This is a genomic window from Bacillus cereus (assembly GCF_007678085.1).
In the GTDB taxonomy this organism is placed as follows: Bacteria; Bacillota; Bacilli; order Bacillales; family Bacillaceae_G; genus Bacillus_A; species Bacillus_A cereus_BE.
In genome coordinates this window covers 583,015-601,929 of sequence record NZ_VEDW01000001.1, presented here as the reverse complement: position 1 = coordinate 601,929, position 18,915 = coordinate 583,015, and the positions used below count along the sequence as shown (strand labels likewise).

Sequence of the window (18,915 nt, the reverse complement as noted above, 5' to 3'; positions counted from 1 at the left end):
ATTCAAAAATTCTTCACAAATCTGTTCGCATTTTGTTCACATCTTCAGTCTCTCCTCCTTACGGTCATTGAAATTTCACTATATTTTTAAAATAGCTCTTGCATTTTCAGCATATTTACACTCAAAATAGGAAATGTATTGCTTATAAGAAGAAAGGTGATTGCTGTGACAAACAGTATGACATTATCTCAAGATTTAAAGGAATTACTTGCATCTGTTGAATATAAAATGCAGATTAAAAAGGGGAGTTTTATTTTTCAAGAAGGTATGGAAGCAACAGAACTCTATATCATCCACTCAGGAAAAGTACAAATTAGTAAACTAAGTGCTGACGGGCAAGAATTAACACTCCGTATTTGTTCGGCATACGACATTATTGGAGAATTAACATTATTCACGGACAATGCGAAGTATTTATTGAATTCAAAATGCCTTGAAGATGTTGAAGTAGGAGTAATAAAGCGTGAAACCTTAGAAAAAGCATTACTCCAAAAACCCGCACTTGTATTTGAATTTATGAAATGGATTAGTGAACATTTAAGAAGAATGCAAACGAAGTTCCGAGACTTAGTATTACATGGCAAAAAAGGTGCCCTGTATTCTACTCTCATTCGAATGACAAATAGTTATGGTGTGTTAAAAGAAAACGGGATTCTTATCGATTTACCTTTAACGAATCAAGAACTTGCTAATTTCTGTGCAACTTCACGTGAAAGCGTGAATCGGATGTTAAATGAATTAAAAAAGCAAGGTACAATTTCTATTCATAAAGGAAAGATTACCATCCACGATTTACAGTTTTTAAAATGTGAAATTGCTTGTGAAGATTGCTCTGCTTCTGTTTGTAGCATTGATTAACATCTTATTTAATTACTTATACTTATAAAGAAAGCCGAGGTCTCCAATTAGATCTCGGCTTTCTTTATAAGTTACTAAACATATAAAACAACATTATTTTTTCAATTCATTTGGAATACGTCTTCTGTAAATTACATAACTACGGCTTACGTATTTAATTGGGGCACTAAATACATGTACTAGTCTAGTAAATGGCCATACTGCGAATAGACCCATACCTGCAATTATATGAATTTTAAACCATACTGGTACTTCCGTCATATACTCAACTTTCGGTTGGAAAATAAAGAGACTTCGGAACCAAGGACCAATCGTTGTACGATAATCAAACCCTTTTGAGTCGATGTTTAAAAATGTTGAAGAAAGCCCTGCTAGCATTACGATAAGTAATAAAATAAGCGCAATATAATCCCCCTTCGTACTCGTTGCAATGATACGTTTTACTGTTACGCGGCGGTACGTTAATATAATTAAACCGATGATAGAAGCAATACCTGCCGGAAGTCCGAAACTAATTGCCACTGTGTGATACATATGCTCTGAAATACCTATTGAACGATATACAGCTTCTGGAATTAAAATCCCCATAACATGACCGCCAATTACGAACATAATCCCAAAGTGGAATAATAGACTTCCAATTCGTAGCATTTTCTTTTCTAATAGTTCACTAGATTTTGATGTCCATCCAAATTGATCATAGTTGTATCTGAAAATATGTCCACCGATAAAGATTGCAAAAATGATATAGGGAAACAATACCCATAGAAATTGATCCATCATTTTGACAACTCTCCTTTCTAATTTGTCTGTACACCCCATGTATCGATAGCGAGTAGAACAGCCGCAAGAATTGGTTCATACATACTACCCGCTTCTTTTAACTGAACGTGTAATGCTTGTATGTTCTCTTTGTATTTACTCATAATTGGTTCACTGTCTTGCTCATTTGCATTTGCAAAAAACTCTAGTAATAGCGGTAAATAATCAGGTAGCTCTTTATCTGTTACTTTAAAACCTGATTTTTTATAATGCTGCTTTAACTCTAGTAATTCAATACCTCTTTCTCTTTGTTCACCGGTGTTCATATACGTTAAATACATATTAGTCTTTTTGCCAAAATCAAATGTATATACGTAGCCATCAATTAATTGATCGTTCGTTTTATTTAATGCTTGTTCTATAAATACTGTAAGTGAAGCTTTAACATCGTCCTGCTCAATTGCTTCTATCTCTTCTTGTAATTCGGTTAAAGCTTCTCTCCACCCGATTTCTGGGTAGGAGAGAAGGAATGAAGAACATGAAAAAGCAGTTTGTAAACTTTGTTTCATATGTTTCCGCCTCCATTATTTAAGAAATTGTCATACAAGAGCCTGGGCCACCTGCGAAGGATAAACCACAGCTTCCTTGTTCGTTATACAAATCTGCAACTTGTTCGCGGTGAGTGGTCGGAATGACGAAGCGATCTTTATATTTCGCGATAGCAAGAAGACGATACATATCTTCTACATCCTGTTTCGTTAAACCGAGTTCTTTTAATACAGCTTCATTTGGTTCTTTATTAATTTGAAGTGCCCTCATATGCGTTCGCATTACAGCCATTTTTTTCAATGTAAGACGAATATGTGACTCATCTCCTGCAGTAAGTAAATTCGCTAAATATTGAATTGGAATACGCATATTATCAATAGCAGGGAAAATCTCTTCTGCTTGCCAGTTACTACCTTTTCCTTCCACCATGTTCATAATTGGGCTAAGCGGCGGGATATACCAAACCATTGGCATGGTGCGATACTCTGGATGAAGAGGTAGAGCGATTTTCCAATCGATAATCATTTTATAGATTGGTGACTGTTGTGCCGCTTTTATCCATTCTTCAGGAATACCTTGTTTTTTCGCTTCAGCTGCTACTTCTGGATCATTTGGGTCTAGGAAAACAGTAAGTTGAGATTCATATAAATCTTTTTCATCTTCAACAGAAGCTGCTTCTTTTACTTTGTCAGCGTCATATAGCATTACCCCAATATATCGAATACGTCCTACACATGTTTCCGAACAAATCGTTGGCATACCTGCTTCAATACGCGGGAAACACATTGTGCATTTTTCAGCTTTATTCGTTTGCCAGTTAAAATACACTTTTTTATATGGACAAGAAGATACACAGAATCTCCATGCACGGCATGCATTTTGATCGACAAGAACAATCCCATCTTCTTCACGTTTATACATCGCACCGGATGGACAAGAAGATACACAAGATGGATTCATACAATGTTCGCATATGCGTGGTAAATACATCATAAAGACATTTTCAAAATCCGTTTTAATTTCTTCTTCCATTTTCTTTACGTTCGGATCTTGTAATCCTGTTATATGCCCACCAGCTAAATCATCTTCCCAGTTTGGACCCCATTCAATTTTGTCGATAAATTCACCTGTAATTGCTGATTTCGGACGAGCAACTGGCTGATGCTTACGCTGTGGACTATTTGTTAACGTTTCATAATCATAGTTCCAAGGTTCAAAGTAATCATCAATTGTTGGTTGATCTGGATTGTGGAAAATATTCATAAGGCGCTTCATTTTCGAACCGGATTTCAGCTGAATTTCACCATTTTTCAATTCCCAGCCGCCTTTATATTTCTCCTGATCTTCCCATTGCTTTGGATAACCAATACCAGGTTTCGTTTCTACGTTATTGAAGTACATATATTCAGCACCTGGACGATTTGTCCAGGTGTTTTTGCACGTTACGCTACAAGTATGGCAGCCGATGCATTTATCTAGATTCATAACCATTCCGACTTGTGCTTTAATCTTCAAGCCAATCTACCTCCTTCAGTTTGCGAATTACAACGTTTAAGTCACGCTGGTTCCCAGTTGGACCATAATAGTTAAATCCATAACTTAATTGACCATATCCACCAATCATATGTGTCGGTTTTACGTGAATTCGAGTTGGGCTATTATGTGTTCCACCGCGATTACTTGTTAATTTCGTACCAGGTACGTTAATGTGACGATCTTGCGCATGGTGCATAAACGCCATTCCTCTCGGTATACGATGCGTTACAACAGCACGCGCTACAACAACACCGTTACGGTTAAAGCACTCGATCCAATCATTATCCGCAACGCCAGCTTCTTCAGCGTCCTCTTTATTCATCCAAACAGTTGGACCACCTCTAAACAGCGTTAACATCGGTAATGAATCGAAATACATACTATGAATCGACCACTTATTATGAGGCGTTAAATAGTTTAGTGTAATCTCTTTTCCTTCTACTTCAGGCCGTGATTTACGGAACGGTTTATGTTGCAGAATTGGTTTAAATGTTGCCATCGTTTCACCAAATTCTTTCATCATGTCATGATCTAAGTAGAAAGATTGTCGACCCGTTATCGTTCTCCAAGGGATAAGACGTTCCACATTTGTTGTAAACGGTGAGTAACGGCGTCCACCTTTTTCAGAACCTGTAAAGGCTGGAGAAGTAATTACTGTTTTTGGCTGCGCTGTAATTTGTTCAAATGTGAAGCATTCTTCTTCACGTTCTTCTGCTAAATCACGTAATTTTAAATCCGTTTGTTTTTCAAGTGCTTCCCATGCTTTTACAGCCATATGGCCGTTTGTTGTAGAAGAAAGCGTTAATACCGCTTCAGCTGCATTGATTGCTTCTTTTATATCTGGGCAACCTTTCGCGATAGAATCTGTTCGAACGACTCCTAATCGGCTCTTTAATTGCTCATATTCCTTTTCCGCAGACCAAGAAATCCCTTTCGTACCAATCGGTAGTTTTCCGGCATTTGGTCCTAGTGCAGTCATTTTGTCATAAATCGTTTTATAATCTCTTTCGACAACATGAATTTGTGGCATCGTTTTACCCGGAATTGGTTCACATTCACCTTTACTCCAGTCTTTAATTTTGCCAAGTGGTTGCGCTAATTCTTGCGGTGTATCGTGAAGAAGTGGTGTTGCCACAACTTCTTTCATTGGTTCAAGATCGATTTTCTTCGCTAAATCAGACACGGCTTTAGAAAGAGAAGTGAAAATATCCCAGTCAGAGCGCGCTTCCCACGGTGAACCGATTGCCGGATTAAATGGATGTACAAATGGATGCATATCTGTACTACTTAAATCATGCTTTTCGTACCAAGTTGAAGCAGGTAAAACAATATCAGAATATAGCGCTGTTCCAGCCATACGGAAATCTAAATTAATGAGTAAATCAAGCTTCCCTTCTGGCGCTTCTTCATGCCACTTTATTTCTTCTGGTCGTAATGAATCACTATCGTCATTCATTAAGCCGTTCGTTGTACCTAACAAATGTTTTAAGAAATATTCATGCCCTTTACCAGAACTTGAAATTAAGTTTGCACGCCATACGAATAAGTTACGCGGGAAGTTATTTTTATTATCTGGATCTTCAATTGTGAATTTCAGTTCTTTATCTTTTAGTTTTTGCGCAACGTATTTTCCTATTTCTTCTTGCGTTTTTGCACCAGCAGCAACAGCTTCTTTATATAATTCAATCCCATTTTTCTCGAATGTCGGATACGAAGGTAGCCAGCCAAGTCGTGCCGCTAATACGTTGTAATCACCGTGATGTTGATAACGAGAGTTGCCTTCTACTGGTGATGCTAAATGACCAACTGGTGTATCTTCATAACGCCATTGATCTGTTACGAAATAGAAGAAAGATGTACCATTTTGTAATTTCGGTGGCCCTTGCCAATCTTTTGCCATCGCGATTGTTTGCCATCCTTCCGCTGGTCGTAATTTTTCTTGACCAACGTAATGCGCCCAACCACCGCCGTTTACACCTTGCGCTCCAACGAGAAGAACAAGATTTAAAACGGCGCGATAAATCGTATCAGAGTTAAACCAATGGTTAATACCAGCTCCGACAATTATCATTGAGCGACCATTCGTATCAACAGCATTTTGTGCGAACTCACGAGCTATTTGAATAATAAGCTCACGTTTTACTCCTGTCATTTTCTCTTGCCATGCAGGAGTAAACGGTACATCATCATTGAAGTCTTTCGGCTCTTGTCCGCCAAGCCCGCGGTTCACACCGTAATTTGCTAACGTTAAGTCATATACAGTTGTAACGAATACTTCGCCTTCTTCTGTCATAACCTTTTTCACTGGAATTGTACGTTCTAATACTTTGTTTCCATCATCAGAGAAGTACGGAATTTGCACCGTTTCAATCGCTTCTTCAATTCCAAGTAAAGATAGACGTGGTTCAATCTTTTCACCTGTTTCTTCATCTTCTAAACGTAAGTTCCATTTCTTTTCGTTATCCCAACGTGACCCCATTGTGCCGTGAGGTGTTGCAAAATCATTCGTGTTCTCGTTCCAAAGTACAGGTTTCCATTCTCCTAACTTCGTTTCGCGTCCAATATCAGAAGCGTTTAAGAAACGATCTGCAACGAATTGATTCCCTTTTTGTTTCAATGTGACGAAGAAAGGAAAATCAGTATATTGCTTCGCATACTTTGTGAAGTATTCCACTTGATTATCTACGTAAAATTCTTGTAAGATTACGTGACCCATTGCCATCGCCAGTGCACCGTCTGTACCTTGTTTCACACTAATCCAATCATCCGCAAACTTTGTAGACTCAGCGAAATCAGGACTTACAGAAACAACTTTCGTTCCTTTATATCGAACCTCTGCTAAAAAGTGAGCATCTGGTGTTCTCGTCATCGGTACATTTGAACCCCATGTCATAATGTAACCAGAGTTATACCAATCACTACTTTCTGGTACATCTGTTTGATCACCCCAAATTTGCGGAGAAGCTGGTGGTAAATCTGCGTACCAATCATAGAAGCTAAGCATCGGTCCCCCCATAAGTTGCATAAAGCGACTACCAGCTGCATGACTTAACATCGACATAGCTGGAATTGGTGAGAAACCAACATTTCGGTCTGGACCGTATTTCATTACTGTGTATAGTAAAGATGCTGAAACGAGTTGTAATACTTCATCCCAATTCGCACGAATGAATCCCCCTTTACCACGCGCCTGCTTATACGTACGTGCCTTTTCAGGGTTTTCCACAATGCTTTTCCAAGCGTCTAATGGTGACTCGTTATTTTGCAGTTCTTCTTGCCACATATTCCAAAGAACACCACGTACATACGGGTATTTCACACGAAGCGGGCTATAAATGTACCAAGAAAAACTTGCTCCACGTGGGCATCCTCTCGGTTCAAAATCAGGCATATCAGGACCTGTAGTCGGATAGTTAAGCTCTTGTCCTTCCCAAGTTACAATTCCATCTTTCACATATATATTCCAACTACATGAACCAGTACAGTTCACGCCGTGTGTAGAACGAATTACTTTATCGTGCTGCCAACGCTTTCTGTACACATTCTCCCATTCGCGATCTTCATATGTTTCTTGCGTATGATTATCGTTATAACGATCTATTGGTGAAAAATATTTTAAACGTCTCATTAGTGCTGAAGTTTTTTTCTTCATACTGTTCACTCCTTTAATACGTCTCTCTTACATACCCTTACTATAAGAGAGGTTGTAAAATACAGATGTGACATTTCGCACAGTTCAAGAGATTGTCAAAAATTCCGGAAAAAATATAAAAAAGTGAAAATCTAATCATTGTGGAGGGCTCACATCCTTCACTGACTGTTAAATTACTTCCTTGCTTCTAGCAAAGTTTAAGATGAAGTACAGATAATAATGAGCTTGCAAAAAATTTCTTATATAATAGAGGAAGTAATTTGGGAGTAGTTAAATTTGGTATACCTAAATCGTTAGATGAGTTAATAAATAAAAATACAATACTTTAAATCCACCATATCAAGGGCAACTATCCTGAAAATAGTTGAACAAAAAACGCAAGGAAATCCATATGAATTGTCAGCAACTTGGATTGAATCAATAGAAGAATACACCAAGAATGGCAGGATTTTAAGATAATAATACAAGGAGTATATTATGAAATTAGAACCGCTTTATGCAGAAAACATTATAGTAGCCGTCATATATAAAAATGAGTTTAGATGGTATGTAACAGATAAAGAACTATGGTTTTTAGATTATAATAAATTAGATAATGCATATAAAAATTTAGGTATAAGCATTGAAGATAATGACGAAACGGAAGAAAGAAATGGAATAAAAGTATTAGATCATGAAAATGTAGAAGTATTTTTAGTAAGGATTAATCAATATAAAACAACTAAAGAAGAATTAAATTATTTACTACTTGAAAATATTAAAAGGAAAAATGCAGGAGAAGATCTATTAGATTTTAGTCCAATCTTATTAATTAACTTTGATAATAAAATACTATATTCAATGTTTCCAGAACCGGCATCATACGAAAACTATGTACCAAAAGATTGGAGTGGTACATATGAAGATTTCACTGAATTCATACCTACATCAGAGAAATATTGGATAGATAAGTTTAATAATAATCTACTTTTACTATAATTTAAGTAGGAAAATAGTGATGATAGTATAAGAATTTATTACCTTAATAGAGCTTATGAGATTAATAGAGAAGTAAATAGAGTCACTAAAGCCAGAAATAAAGGAGTAAAATAGTCATGAAATATCCATATAGTTTTGAAGTGCTTAACAGTAGTGATTTAGTTATGAGACTTCCTCAAGAAATTAAACTTGTTGAAACTTTTTTAGGAATTGAAGTTACATCTTTTGGAGATTGGATTTTAGAAGAAATACATAATGTTTTAAACGGAGAAAAAAATTATGTATTAGTAAATGGCAACATTTGCAGTTTAGAAATTCGGAACGACACAACTACTGTGTTAGACAATTTAGCCGAAGATGGTAAAGGAGAATATTGTGAGATTGAAACAATGGAATTGGTAGAATTAATTCATATTTGGTTAAATAAACGAAAAGAATATAAGAAAGATAAAAAATAAAGGAGTGTAATAATTTAAATAGCTGGCCTCTTCATGAGAAGTCGACTTTATTTTTTATTCATATACATTTTATTCACAAGGCGTATTAATATATGTTCCAAACTTTACGCGTAGGGTTTCCTACGCTATTTATTTTGCTCATTGAGGTCAATCTTTCCTTCTCCTCTTCTACTTTTACCGACGATACTATTCTATATCAAGACATATTTCACATAAAAAGAGAAATCATTATTTACCATATTGCCCTTAGTTACTGAAACAATTATACTAGATGTAACCAGAATAAATAATCTGAATATTCTTAGAATTAAAGGTAATAGTTTTATACTCGCACATAGAGAGGTACGTTCTATTTTTCACCAAATAGATTAGAAAACGATAATAACACATTAGGAGGATTACGATGCACCAGCTTGATTCATTACATCCCATTATAGAAAAAATAATCAACAATATTGAAAAATTAATGGTTGGAAAACGAAAAGAAACGATCTTAGCTTTGACAGCTCTCTTAGCTGAAGGTCATGTACTATTAGAAGATGTTCCTGGCGTTGGGAAAACAATGTTAGTACGTGCTCTTTCTAAATCTATTGATGCTGATTACAAGCGTATTCAATTCACACCTGATTTACTTCCATCAGATGTAACAGGTGTCTCTATTTATAATCCAAAAGAGCTCCAATTTGAGTTCAAGCCTGGACCAATCATGGGGAATTTTATACTGGCTGATGAAATTAATCGTACATCTCCAAAAACACAATCTGCCTTACTTGAAAGTATGGAAGAAGGCAATATTACAATAGATGGCATGACAAGACCGTTACCAAAACCGTTCTTTGTAATGGCTACACAAAATCCGGTCGAATATGAGGGAACATATCCTTTACCAGAAGCACAGCTCGATCGTTTCTTATTGAAACTAAAAATGGGATATCCTACACCAGAAGAAGAATTTGAAATTTTAAACCGGATGGAAAAAACGAATCCCCTCTCCCATTTACAAGCTATTACTACAATAGAAGAATTACTTTATTTACAACAAAGCGTACGGGAAGTAAGTATGGACAAGGCAATCAAGCATTACATTGTAAAGCTTGTTAGTCAGACTCGTTCTTATAGTTCTATACAACTTGGTGCAAGCCCGCGTGGCTCGATTGCTTTAATGAAAGCTTCACAAGCTTATGCTTTTATCCATGGTAGAAATTATGTTATTCCAGACGATGTTAAATTTTTAGCTCCTTACATATTGGCTCACAGACTCATTCTAAAAATGGAAGCAAAATTTGAAGGAATTACAGGAGAACAAGTTATCGCAAAAATCGTTGCACGAACTACCGTACCGACTCAAAGGAAGATGAACCTTTGATGAAACGAATACTACGATCACTCTATCATTTTACTAAGTTATCACTCATTCCGTTATGTCTAGTCTTAACATTTGTATACGCTATGCTTCAAGGAGGATTTGTAAGTTGGTTTTTGTTTTACAGTATGATTCCTATCGGCCTTTATTCACTATTACTCCCCTTCTATGCTTTACGAAATGCCGAGGTAAAACGAATAACAAATCAAGACGAATATATAGCAGGAGAATCATTTTTAAGCACCATTACAATAAAAAGAAAATTTCCTTTTCCCTTGCTTTATTTAATTATAGAAGATGTGCTACCATCACAATTCACAAATTGTAAACAAACGAAGATGAATAAAGTAATACTCTTTCCAGGATTGAAACGAAATATTTCATTTCAATATGCAATTGACACAATCCCTAGAGGAGAGCACTCTTTTTCAAGCGTACGTGTCAAAACTGGCGATCTATTCGGTATGATGGAGAAAGAAATAACTTTTTCAGTTCCAGATACATTTTTAGTCTATCCTCAGTATGTAGATATAACGTATCGACAAATGGAAAATCATTTCGAACAAGGAGCACTTTCAGCAAATATCAACTTAGTAAAAGATTCTACCATTTCTGTCGGTGTGAGAGACTATAAACCTGGTGACCGCTTTTCATGGATTGATTGGAAAGCAACTGCACGAACAAACAACATTATGACGAAAGAATTTGAACAACAGCGCAGCCATAATATTATGATATTCATGGACAGAACTCCCTCCCCTCTATTCGAATCAGTCGTCACATTTACTGCCTCTATTGTCAGATCTGTCTTGAAGCAAAATTCACCGGCGTCATTCGTATCTGTCGGAAAAGAACGAACTTTTTTCCCTTTAGACAATGGAGATAGTCAGTTGCATCAAATCTTTTGCCATTTAGCGAAAGTACAAGCAGATAGTGTATTCCCGCTCTCTCGGAGTGTAGAAATGGAATTAAGAAAAATTTATGAGCCCGTTACGATTATACTCGTGACAAGCGATCTTTCTCCCGATATTCAAAAAACAGCTGACTTTGCTGCTATAAAAAATAGAAAATTAATGGTGTTTGTCGTGAAAGAAAAAGCAAATCAACTCTCACATCGAGAACTCAGTATTCTAGAAACTCTACAAAAAAGAAAAATATTTGTAAATGTGGTTTATGGAAACCAGTATACAAACGTGTTTTTTGAGGTGAGCAAATGATAACATTACAGGCAAAAAAACAATTGGATATGACTAGATTCTTCATGCATACATGCGCATTTCTACTTTTACTAGAATGGCTAAGGCCTCTTATAGGTATTACAAACGTAGATAGATTAGATATTTTTGTAATATTTATAGGGATTTGCTTCACTCTCTCTTTTTTTCAAACAAGGTGGCAGATTCCAATAAAGATCATCACAATTTTATTCATCATTCATTTCCTGTATTATAAAAATGCTTTTATAAATCCATCTTGGCTAACGAAATTTTTCACTGATATTTCTCGAAATTCCTCCCTGTTATTCCAGGGGAATTTGCTAGATATTTCTCCAGTTTTTACAGCATTTTTATTTTTTTTATCATTTTGGTTTTTGAGTGCTTTCATCTCTTTTTGGATGATTCATAAAAAACGCGGTTTGTTATTTCTTATATTGACTATTATTTATATCACCGTTTTTCATAACTTACATTTATACAATGCAAACTACGCTATTATTCGTACTGTTGTCATCGGCTTTTTTATGCTTAGTCTTCTTCGCATAGAACGAATAAAAGAGATCGAACACTTACAAAATTATGCTAGAGAAATCTCAAAATTACTTAGACCTCTTACAATATTTATTGTATTGTCAGCAACCATCGCATACTTTGCGCCAAAATTTGGCCCTCAATGGCCAAACCCAATGGATTTTTTAAAATTCAATACATCCGAAGCAAGTAAAAAACAAGAAGTTTCTAAAATCGGGTATGGTTTAGATGACTCGCGATTAGGTGGTCCTTTTAAGGCGGATCCTACAATTGTTTTCACAGCACAAACGCAAAACAAACAATATTGGAGAGTCGAAACAAAAGATTTTTATACAGGAAAAGGCTGGGAGGTTTCTGAAAATCAAAAAAAGGTTTCTTTTAAAAATAAAAACGATGTCGTGAGCTGGTACGAACAAAATACAAAAACGGAGGCAACAAAGGCAACAATCAACATGCAAAAAAGTTATCCTCACCTTACCTATCCAGCAGGATTAATATCAGTTGAGGCTTCTTCTGATGTATCATACAGCATTGACCCATTTTCCGAAAAAATCTATACGATGGACGGAGATTCTTCTACTACTTTACATTCCTATAAAGTAACATATGAGGTCCCGGAGTTTTCCATAGAAAACTTAAAAGCTGTAAAAATGAATGAAGGTCAAGAAACAAATCCTTATTTCATGACAAAGTACACGCAACTTCCAGAATCATTACCGCAGCGAGTAAGAGACTTAGCTGTTAATCTAACAAATGATAAAAACAACCGATATGATAAAGTATTAGCTATTGAAAATTACTTCACCGACCATTCTTTCGTATATGAAACAATGAATGTGTTGTTCCCTGCCAAAAACCAAGACTATGTTGATCAATTTCTTTTCGATACAAAAAGCGGCTACTGTAATAATTTCTCGACCTCTATGATCGTGTTACTTCGTTCTGCCGGGATTCCTGCTCGCTGGGTAAAAGGTTATACAGAAGGAACTCTTGATAATACGCTTGTGGGTGCTGAAGGTGAGGATGTTTATAAAATCGCGAACGATAACGCACACTCTTGGGTCGAAGTATATTTCCCTAGATACGGATGGATTCCATTCGAACCAACAAAAGGATTTACGAATCCCTATAATTTTACAAATAATACTCCTGCTCCTACTATACAAAATAGCGAAGAAACTAATTCTCAAAATGCGCAAATGCACCAAAGAAACAATGAAGCAAAGCTTAAAAGTTTAATAGAAGATACAGAAGTAGCTCCTACTAAAAAAATTACAAATTCTAAAAATAAATTTTCTTGGTGGTACGTATTCCTTTCTACGATACCAATAAGTATCATCGGCTATACTCTCTTCGCTACTAGAATGAAATGGTTTACATTTTTTATCATTCTTTTCTATAAATATCGAAAAGATGATGCTGTTTATAGCAAAGCTTATGGCGCACTTTTAAAACAATTTGCGCGAATCGGTATACGACGAGGTGAAAGTCAAACATTCCGAGAATATGCTCTCCACATCGATACACTTTACAAATCGAATGATATGCAACAACTTACTTTTAGTTATGAGAACGCTATGTATCAAAAGGGACAGGCTGCAGCAGAATGGGAAAAATCCGTTCACTTATGGGAAATCCTTATGAAAAAAACAGCTTCTCCGCCTAAATCAAATGACTTCCATTCAGCGATTTAATCTTGATAATGTGAGTTAAAAGAAAAAGCCTCAAAGAACAACATTGCTCTTTGAGGCTTTTTTATTAAAGTGAAACTTCTAGTTATTCTCCAAGCACCTTCTCAATCTCACCCTCTAAATCCACCGGCTTCGTTTGTGGCGCAAAACGCCCTACTACTTTCCCGTCTTTTCCAATTAAAAACTTAGTAAAGTTCCATTTCACTGCTTTCATACCTAGCAAACCTGGTGCTTGTTCTGTCATGTATGTATACAGAGGATGAGCCTTATCACCTTTCACATCAATCTTTGCAAACATCGGGAAGTTTACACCATAGTTTAACTCACAAAAACTAGTAATATCAGCTTCTGTACCTGGTTCTTGTCCTCCGAATTGGTTACAAGGGAAACCGAGTATTTCTAGTCCTTGGTCTTTATATTTATCATATACTTCTTGTAATCCTTTATATTGTGGTGTAAAACCACATTTGCTAGCTACATTTACAATAAGAAGTGCTTTTCCTTCGTAATCTTTTAATGATTTATCTTCTCCCGTTATTGTTTTAGCTGAAAAATCATAAACTGTCATTATCCTTGCTCCTCTCCTCACTATCATTCTATGTTTATACTATACTACATTCGTGAATATACAGCTCTTATTACGTACTTAGACGCTGGAATGATAGCATTTACGTTTTTTTCATTAAATATAAAGAAACTGGGAATAAAGCATTTTACTGAAGCCTTGATTTATCAGGCTTTTTCCGTTTAATACAAATTTGATAATATACTCTTATATATGTTTGATAATCAAAATGTGGTCAAAGCCATTTTCTCACATAAAAAAGACCCTTTTCACTGAAGTGAAAAGGGTCTTAAAACATAGATATACTAACGTTTTGAGAACTGGAATGATTGTTTTTTGGATTGCTAATCTATATAACTCCTCTTATATCGCCATTCTGAAGGCTTCCAATATGGACTAAAACGGATAAAATGGACTCTTGTAGACAGCATTTGAACCAATTTGAACCATGTAAGAGGATAGTTGAATACAATTCACATTAAAAATCATCAAAATTAACAACATGATTCTCAATATCATATCCTAAGGTCCACATAATATCTTTAAATTCAATTTCCCTTGACTTCATTGACTCATCATAAAATTCAAAATTTATTAACTTATCTCGTATTTGAATAGTTAAATTATTTTCAATTTCTTTACCTGTTTTTAAAAACCTCACATCTCCAATTACAGATATTCCTAACATATTTTCAGATTTCTCTAATGAGACTATGATTTCATCTGAATGTAATAGTTTTTCTTTACCTCGGAAAAATTTCCGCCATATTTTTTGTAAGTCTCTACTATCAAATACTAAGTCTCTTGTATCAATCCCTGCAATTTCAAATAATTTATAAATATACCTTAATTTATCAGTCCTATTTAATCTAGTTCCCAATATAATTTCAATTTCTTCATCAAAGAACAATTCTGTATACGAATCAAAAGTTGTGTTTAATTCTTCATGTTTAGTTGATATACATGGTATATTCATTAAATCCTTATATTTTAAATCTTTCATATTAATAACTGTAATAAATACTTTTTCCATCATTTCTTTCTGGTTATTTAAAGTATATACATCACCAAATAAAGTAAATACAATTTTTTCTTCTTTTGAAACATCCACTTCTTTAAATGTTTTAATCTCATTTGCTATGTGTTCTTTAGTAGCTTCATCTTCCAGACTAAAGTATTCAATAAAATCTTCGACCTTCATTAAATCTAATAGTTTACCAGTTTTTTTGTAGAACTCTATCTTTAATTGATCATGTACTACTCTTTCTTTACCTAACTTTATTCTCCAATCTGATTTTTCTTCTGACAAACCATCATTTGTTACAATTACAACTTTAGAGAATTTTCTCTTTTTTTCTTCATTAACTTGTAACAAATTTATTAAATCTTTCCATAAGACAAGATCTCCTGCTTTATCAGGAATAACTATGTCTCCAAATATCTTTTCTTTATCACCTTTACTTTTATCACAAAATCCTGGGGGGATATTCTTTGCATACCTATCATCCATATCTGATATATATTCATATATATTTTCTTGGGTATACATTTCTCCAAGAACACTTGAACTTTCAAACAATTTATCAATTCGATCTGTAAGGTCTGCTATTTTTTTTTCATACTCTGCTATCTTGGGTAGATTTTTTTCTGAATTAGAAAATCCTTTTAATTTTTCATTAAGTATATTTTCTATCTCAATACACTTATTTTCAATCTCCTTAACAGAACTTTCAACATATTCATTTATAGTTTCTTCTATATCCTTTTTGAGTAAATTATTTAATTGATCATAATTCTTTGATTTATTTCTAAAACTCTCAGATTTTAGTTTTTGTTTAATTGCTGGAATATCAAATATCTTTACCTTTTCAACAACTGAATTAACATAGTTTTCTAAAATGTTAATATCACTTTTTAAAGAATTGGTTACAGAATTTATATTGGATAAGAACTCTATATACGTCATAAAAGGAATATATATATTCTTCTTTTTATTTTCTAATGCTTTTATATAACTATCTCCATTAGAGTAACTTTGATAGGCATATAAGAAATAATTCGTATCGAAGACAAATAAAGTCTCCTCTGAATCTTCTTGCTTATATTTGTAGTTCAATGCAGACAAATAACTCATAATAACCTTCTTTCTACTCAAAAATTTTGCACTAATGCTAAACAAGTACTAATCTATAAAAGTATGATTTTATTAATTATCAATTTATATAATGAATTAACATCTATCGCTTATTATACGAGGATAAAACTACAAACCGTTTATTAAATTTCTTATGTCCGGAGCATCTTTCCTTTTATCTTCAGTTGTCCATGCAACCGTACTGTTCGTTTCCTTTAAACGTTCTATAAAGTCCTCAATTATCTCTACCTCACTGTCCGTATAAAGATAGAGTTTTCGCAAAGTTTTATCTTGTGGCGTGCCGATCGATAAATGCTTTGTTCCAATAAGTATGATTTTATCATTCTCATCAATACCTAATTCACTAATTACACCTTTGTTAGCCCTTATCGTTGTTATTTTCTCTTCCTTAGGTATTGTATTAGGGATTTTATCGTTAAGTTGCTCAAGAAATAATTTGAAATCAAAAGTGGTACCATTCTTTTGTAGACCGAGTTCAGAAATGATATCCTCTTTTTCTTTCTCTTTTATCCAAACTTCAAAATTCCCCTTTAAATGATTTCCATATGTTTTAAGTTTGATAATTTTGTTAATGCGCCTCAAATGTATGTAAAGTTCATCTCTTCTGGCTGAATCCTCTTCAGAAAGAAACATAATAAAAACAAATCTGCCCTTATTAATATTAATCTCAAAAGCAGTCATTTTATCATCTGAATCTAGTCCTTCCAAATATACTCCTTGAAGGTTAGTAAAATTGAATTTAGTTGCCATTCTAATTATTCACTCCCATAATTTTTTAACCTGTAGTAATTCTATTTGTTCCATCATGGATAAATCCTCTTCAATACCTTTTAACATAATTTTACACCAAACGACAAGTTAAGTCCAAATTATTCCAGTATGACTATTTGCATCGAAGAGATAACTTTTCAACCTATATTTAAATGCAGAGTGAATATATCCCTCTTGCCTCTACTTCTTTAAATACTTTATCGACTTCTTCTAATCCTTTTTCTTGATAACCGATTAATTTGTTTACGGTATTAAAGTAAATTGAAGATATTGAGAGATTAGCTATCACTCCTCGTTTTTCTTCAACCTTCTATAGTAAGTTTCCTAACATTTCTGGGAAATCTATTATCAGTTACTAATCATTTTGAATTGATGCAAATTCCAGCAAACTACTAGACTTTTATGTTGGAAAGTTTTACAATTAAATTGTGAACAAAATGTGACAGTTTATATTCCATTATAAAAGAAAAGGATGGTGTTCATTATGAAAACTGCACAACATGAAACGATTTCAAATCGCGAGTTTTATTTCGTACTATATATGATGTTATTGTATGTGATTGGCTGGGTAATCGATGTTAATGGTTTATTTTTAAGCTCCTACTTTAATTTAGCAGGAGAGATTATGCTTCCAGTAGTAGGGGGCATTGTTGGACTGTTCATTATGTCTATTAGTAAACAACAAACGAAATAATAGTATTACAAAAAGGCAGAAGACGAGCTTTCGTTTTCTGTCTTTTTTCTATTTTAGCGTATAATAGAAACATGCAGTATATAAGGAGTGGTAAAGATGAAAAAAGTAGAGCAATTATCTTCTCACCTATATCTTATTGATGATTTCGATTTACAACATAATGAACGAACTGGTACGTATGTTTTATTAGGTGACGATATTACTTTAATTGAAACTTGTGCAGCCCCTTCTCTTCCGTATATTTTAGACGGCTTACAACAATTACATATTGATTTAGACGATGTAAAAAACATTATCGTTACACACGTTCATTTAGATCACGCCGGGGCTGCTGGTTTAATGATGGAAAAGTGCCCAAATGCTACTTTATATGTGCATTCTCGCGGCGCTCGTCATATGATTGATCCAACAAAACTCATTTTAGGCGCAAAAGCTGTATACAAAGAAGATTTCGATAAACTGTTTGTTCCAATTCTTCCTATAGAAGAAGAACGTGTTCGTATTGTACAAAATGGTGATACATTACAAATTGCCGAAGACCGCATCCTTACATTTTATGATACACCGGGACATGCTAAGCACCATATTAGCATTCACGATTCATTAACAAACGGCATTTTTACTGGCGATACAATTGGCATTTATTATAGAGAACTCGCAGACTTTGGTGTAGAACTATATTTACCATCAACGTCCCCTTCACAATTCCAACCAGATGCGATGATTGCTTCTAAAAATCACATTCAAAGTATGAATGTAGATACTATTTATTTCGGTCATTACGGCGCCTCATCCAATGTTACAGAAGTATATAACCAACTGGAACATTGGTTACCTATTTTCGTTCATACTGGTAAAGAGGTCTTTGAACAGTATAATGATTTCGATGAAGCGACTAAAGCTTTACAAACTGTATTAATGAATAAGATCTCTTCTCATCTTACAAAGTTAAACGTTCCATCCGATCATTCCGTTTATAACATTTTACATCTAGATATAGAAATTAGCGCGATGGGCATTATTGATTATTTCACGAAGCAAGAAAAAACAAACTCCACTATTAACTAACAGCAAAAGAAGAGATATACAACAGTAGTTATTGTATATCTCTTCTTTTTTTGAATATATTTTGAGT

15 protein-coding genes are annotated in these 18,915 nt (G+C 34.4%); 8 read left to right on the top strand and 7 right to left on the bottom strand.

Annotated elements, in window-relative coordinates; all coding sequences use genetic code 11:
- Positions 1–165 precede the first annotated feature (165 nt).
- Positions 166–858: a Crp/Fnr family transcriptional regulator gene (locus FS742_RS03050; RefSeq protein ID WP_097841415.1), complete on the top strand. Its 693-nt coding sequence runs from the start codon at positions 166–168 to the stop codon at positions 856–858.
- Positions 859–951: 93 nt separating this feature from the next.
- Here the strand turns inward: FS742_RS03050 and narI are convergent, their stop codons facing one another.
- Genes narI through FS742_RS03030 form a run of 4 tightly spaced genes read right to left on the bottom strand, consistent with a single transcriptional unit; the run spans position 952 to position 7,357 of the window.
- Complete coding sequence (gene narI, locus FS742_RS03045; RefSeq protein ID WP_144611152.1) at positions 952–1,641, bottom strand: respiratory nitrate reductase subunit gamma; 690 nt, start codon at positions 1,639–1,641, stop codon at positions 952–954.
- A gap of 17 nt (positions 1,642–1,658) precedes the next feature.
- Positions 1,659–2,189, bottom strand: coding sequence for a nitrate reductase molybdenum cofactor assembly chaperone (narJ, locus tag FS742_RS03040; protein ID WP_144611151.1), 531 nt, complete (start codon positions 2,187–2,189; stop codon positions 1,659–1,661).
- Between the two features lie 19 nt (positions 2,190–2,208).
- Positions 2,209–3,684: a nitrate reductase subunit beta gene (gene narH / locus FS742_RS03035; RefSeq protein ID WP_144611150.1), complete on the bottom strand. Its 1,476-nt coding sequence runs from the start codon at positions 3,682–3,684 to the stop codon at positions 2,209–2,211.
- Positions 3,674–7,357 (bottom strand): nitrate reductase subunit alpha, encoded by a 3,684-nt coding sequence (locus FS742_RS03030; protein ID WP_144611149.1) that lies wholly within the window; start codon positions 7,355–7,357, stop codon positions 3,674–3,676. The genes narH and FS742_RS03030 overlap by 11 nt, the downstream gene beginning before the upstream one ends.
- Positions 7,358–7,834: 477 nt before the next feature.
- Between FS742_RS03030 and FS742_RS03025 the strand changes: the two genes are divergently transcribed.
- The 5 genes from FS742_RS03025 to FS742_RS03005 all read left to right on the top strand — a co-directional run bounded on the left by FS742_RS03025 (position 7,835) and on the right by FS742_RS03005 (position 13,598).
- Positions 7,835–8,335: a hypothetical protein gene (locus tag FS742_RS03025; RefSeq protein ID WP_044797210.1), complete on the top strand. Its 501-nt coding sequence runs from the start codon at positions 7,835–7,837 to the stop codon at positions 8,333–8,335.
- Between the two features lie 116 nt (positions 8,336–8,451).
- On the top strand, positions 8,452–8,793 hold the full coding sequence (locus FS742_RS03020; protein ID WP_144611148.1) for a hypothetical protein: 342 nt from the start codon (positions 8,452–8,454) through the stop codon (positions 8,791–8,793).
- Between the two features lie 403 nt (positions 8,794–9,196).
- The gene (locus FS742_RS03015) at positions 9,197–10,159 is read left to right on the top strand and encodes an AAA family ATPase (RefSeq protein WP_078420013.1); all 963 of its coding nucleotides are present in this window, start codon (positions 9,197–9,199) and stop codon (positions 10,157–10,159) included.
- Complete coding sequence (locus FS742_RS03010; protein WP_144611147.1) at positions 10,159–11,373, top strand: DUF58 domain-containing protein; 1,215 nt, start codon at positions 10,159–10,161, stop codon at positions 11,371–11,373. Before FS742_RS03015 ends, FS742_RS03010 begins: the two co-directional genes overlap by 1 nt.
- Positions 11,370–13,598: a transglutaminase TgpA family protein gene (locus FS742_RS03005; RefSeq protein WP_144611146.1), complete on the top strand. Its 2,229-nt coding sequence runs from the start codon at positions 11,370–11,372 to the stop codon at positions 13,596–13,598. The genes FS742_RS03010 and FS742_RS03005 overlap by 4 nt, the downstream gene beginning before the upstream one ends.
- Positions 13,599–13,680: 82 nt before the next feature.
- Here FS742_RS03005 and bsaA read toward each other — a convergent pair whose 3' ends face one another.
- The 3 genes from bsaA to FS742_RS02990 all read right to left on the bottom strand — a co-directional run bounded on the left by bsaA (position 13,681) and on the right by FS742_RS02990 (position 17,065).
- Positions 13,681–14,163: a glutathione peroxidase gene (bsaA, locus tag FS742_RS03000; RefSeq protein ID WP_144611145.1), complete on the bottom strand. Its 483-nt coding sequence runs from the start codon at positions 14,161–14,163 to the stop codon at positions 13,681–13,683.
- A gap of 475 nt (positions 14,164–14,638) precedes the next feature.
- Positions 14,639–16,294: a PIN-like domain-containing protein gene (locus tag FS742_RS02995; protein ID WP_144611144.1), complete on the bottom strand. Its 1,656-nt coding sequence runs from the start codon at positions 16,292–16,294 to the stop codon at positions 14,639–14,641.
- Between the two features lie 129 nt (positions 16,295–16,423).
- On the bottom strand, positions 16,424–17,065 hold the full coding sequence (locus FS742_RS02990; protein ID WP_144611143.1) for a hypothetical protein: 642 nt from the start codon (positions 17,063–17,065) through the stop codon (positions 16,424–16,426).
- A 505-nt stretch (positions 17,066–17,570) separates the two neighbouring features.
- Between FS742_RS02990 and FS742_RS02985 the strand changes: the two genes are divergently transcribed.
- Together FS742_RS02985 and FS742_RS02980 are read left to right on the top strand one after the other, a co-directional pair.
- Positions 17,571–17,780 (top strand): DUF3925 family protein, encoded by a 210-nt coding sequence (locus FS742_RS02985; protein ID WP_144611142.1) that lies wholly within the window; start codon positions 17,571–17,573, stop codon positions 17,778–17,780.
- An 87-nt stretch (positions 17,781–17,867) separates the two neighbouring features.
- Positions 17,868–18,848 carry an MBL fold metallo-hydrolase gene (locus FS742_RS02980; protein ID WP_144611141.1) on the top strand — a complete coding sequence of 327 codons (981 nt, stop codon included), beginning with the start codon at positions 17,868–17,870 and terminating at the stop codon, positions 18,846–18,848.
- Positions 18,849–18,915: the final 67 nt, after the last annotated feature.